Origin of the sequence: Aquabacterium sp. UBA2148 (assembly GCF_002328915.1) — a bacterium.
GTDB classification, from domain to species: Bacteria; Pseudomonadota; Gammaproteobacteria; order Burkholderiales; family Burkholderiaceae_C; genus Aquabacterium; species Aquabacterium parvum.
Genome location: NZ_DCXA01000104.1, coordinates 3,216 through 5,997 on the forward strand (window position 1 = coordinate 3,216; position 2,782 = coordinate 5,997).

At 67.3% G+C, this 2,782-nt stretch carries 3 protein-coding genes and 1 pseudogene; all 4 read left to right on the plus strand.

The window, feature by feature from the left end; translation table 11 throughout:
• Window positions 1-1,369 (plus strand): putative porin (locus tag B2W70_RS05630; protein WP_286743681.1); only part of this gene is annotated, 1,369 nt, incomplete at its 5' end.
• Between the two features lie 13 nt (window positions 1,370-1,382).
• The gene (locus B2W70_RS05635; RefSeq protein ID WP_286743682.1) at window positions 1,383-2,051 is read left to right on the plus strand and encodes a hypothetical protein; all 669 of its coding nucleotides are present in this window, start codon (window positions 1,383-1,385) and stop codon (window positions 2,049-2,051) included.
• A 62-nt stretch (window positions 2,052-2,113) separates the two neighbouring features.
• Entirely contained in the window at window positions 2,114-2,482 is a 369-nt protein-coding gene (locus B2W70_RS05640; RefSeq protein WP_286743684.1) for a DUF1840 domain-containing protein, read from the plus strand.
• Window positions 2,483-2,542: 60 nt separating this feature from the next.
• Window positions 2,543-2,782 (plus strand): annotated as a pseudogene (locus B2W70_RS05645) (histidine phosphatase family protein); the annotation flags it as partial.

Here is a 2,782-nt window from a genome sequence, read left to right on the forward strand (position 1 = left end):
CGAGCGATGGGGCGAGCCGGGTGCGCTGCCGGCCTGGGCACGCCGCATCAACTTCGAAGGCGACGTGCGCTTTCGCCTGCAGTCGGAAGACTGGGACCGCCGCAACGTCTCGGCCGCCGAAGGCGAAGGCCTGGCCTTCCAGAACGACGCCGCTTACGAGGGCCCCATCGCCTGGTCGCCTGACCTGACCAACACCCAGGACCGCCGCGACCGCATGACCCTGCGCGCCCGTTTCGGCCTGACCAGCGACCTGGCCTTCGGCTTCAAGACCGGCTTGCGCCTGAGCACGGGCAATGCGCAAGCGTTGTCCACCTCGCAGACCCTGGGCGGCAGCAACGGCAACTTCAGCAAGTACAGCGTGCTGCTCGACCGCGCCTGGATCCAGTGGACGCCGCACCAGCCCGACGTCACGGCCACCGTTGGGCGCTTCAGCAGCCCCTACTTCGGTGGCGACCTCATCTGGCCCGACGACATGAACTTCGATGGCGTGGCGGTCAAGGCCACGCACGCCTTCAACGACGCCAACAAGGTGTTCGTCAACGCCGGCGCCTTCCCGCTCAGCGAGTTCCAAAGCGACGCGGCCGATGCCTGGCTGTATGGCGCTCAGGTGGGCGCCATCTTCAAGCCCGACGCCAGCAGCCAGTTCGACATCGGCCTGGGCTACTACGACTTCAACAACATCGAAGGCAACTTCGACCCGATGTACCGGGACACGGCCAACACCTTCAGCGCGGCCGACAAGAGCTACCTCTCCAGCGAATACAAAAAGGCTGTTCGCCAGCGCGGCAACACGCTCATCCGCATCAACCAGCCGGTGGCTGCTGCGGGTTCAGCCACGGCGGTGGCGCCCGTTTGGGGCCTGGCCAGCAAGTTCAGGCCCTTGACCTTGAGTGCGGCCTACAACCACCAGGGTTTCGAAGGCTTGAGCATGCGCATCAGCGCCGACTTCATCCACAACACCGGCTTCAGCCAGGCCGACATCCGCCGCCGCGCCCAACCCGGCGCCAACATCGACTTGGCCAAAAAGACCAACGCCTGGCAAGCGCGCGCGCAGATCGGCTCGACCAAGCAGGAGCTGCTGGGCGACTGGTCGGCCTACCTCGGCTGGCGCCGTTTCGAGCGCGATGCGTGGGTGGACGCCTTCACCGACACCACCTGGCACCTGGGTGGCACCAACTACGTTGGCTGGACGCTGGGCGGGGCCTACTACGTGGGCCCGCGCACCTCACTGGGCCTGCGCCTGACCAGCACCCGCAACCTCACCGACGGCCGCACCGAAACGCTCAGCGACGGCGCCGAGGTGCCCAACCTCAGCAGCATCCGCCAGCGCGTCGACGTGCTGCAGGTGGAGCTGAACTCGCGTTTCTGATCGGAGCCTCGACATGAACGCACACCCACATCACACCGCGATCAGTCGGTGGCGCCCTGGGCTGATGGCCGCCCTGGTGCTGGCGTCCTGCGCCATCGCCTCACCAGGCTGGGCGCAGGACAAAGGCAGCCGCGAGAAAGAAGCGCTGCGCCGCGCACAGCTGGCGCTGCGGGCCGCACAGGACGAGGTCGCCACCTTGCAGCGCGAGCGCGCGCAATGCGCCACCGATCGCGAAGCAGCGCTCAAGGACAAGGCTGAAGCCCAGAAGTCATCGGGCTTGCTGGCCAGTGCTCAGGCGCAGTCGCGCCAATCGCAAGGGCGCGTCAAGCAGCTCGAGGGTGAGCTCGAAGCCGTGCAGCAGCAGCTGTCCGAGGCCAAGGCGCAGCAAACCCAGCAGGCCAAAGAGCTGGGTGATGGCCAGCGCAGCCTGCGGGCTGTGCGCCAGTTGCTCGAAACCAGCGAGCAGCGCCAGCGCGTCCTGCAAGAGCGCAACCAGCAGCTCTACGACACCGGTGTGGCCGTGGTGGAGATGTACCGCAGCCGCAAGCCAGCCGAGACCGCGGCACAACAGGCGGTGGTGCTGGGCTTTGGCCTGGTGGACGTCGAAAACATCAGCGAGAAGTGGCTCGATCGGCTCAACGCGGCGCGCTTTCATCAGCAGGACCGCCTGCCCGCGCCTTGATGCCTGCGTGACAGCTGTCGGTGTGCGCGCCATGAGCCTGCAAGTCGGCGCACAATCGCCACATGCCAGTCACCTTCAAATCCCAGGCCACCGGCAACCTCGTGATGCTGTCGGCGCACGCCGAGGCCTTGTTGAAGCTGCTGGGCAAGACCGCTGCGCAGCCCGGCATCCTCGAGGTGGCCGACATGCCGCACGCCTTGTCCACCTTCCGCGCGCTCGACCCCGATCAGCTGCCTGACTCGCCCGCCTCACCCAACACGGCACAGGCGGGTGAAGGCACCCACGCCGCCGATGCTGAAAAGCGCCAGGACGACAAGCCGCCCGTCGGTTTCCAGGACGAGCCCGTCAGCCTGCGCCAGCGCGCCGCGCCTTTCATCCGCCTGATCGAGCAGGCACAGGCCGGCGGCAAGCCCATCGTGTGGGGCGTGTGAGCTTTTGCGTCTGAAAACCCGGTCTTGTGCGGTGCAGCATGGCTGGTGCATGATGCCGTCATGACCGACGCCGTCACCCGACTCATCGCGGTTCGCCATGGCGAAACCGCATGGAACCGCGAAGCCCGCATCCAGGGACACACCGACATCCCGCTCAACGACACCGGCCTGTGGCAGGCCGAGCGGGTGGGCGCTGCGGTGGCGCAGGAAGCCATCGAGGCCATCTACAGCAGCGACCTGCAGCGTGCGCACCTCACGGCCCAGGCCATTGGCCGCGCGGCCGGGGTGGCGGTGCGGCTC

Coding starts and splice junctions, on each gene's coding strand:
- B2W70_RS05635 (WP_286743682.1), top strand. CDS start 1,383: ATGAACGCACACCCACATCACACCGCGATCAGTCGGTGGCGCCCTGGG.
- B2W70_RS05640 (WP_286743684.1), top strand. CDS start 2,114: ATGCCAGTCACCTTCAAATCCCAGGCCACCGGCAACCTCGTGATGCTG.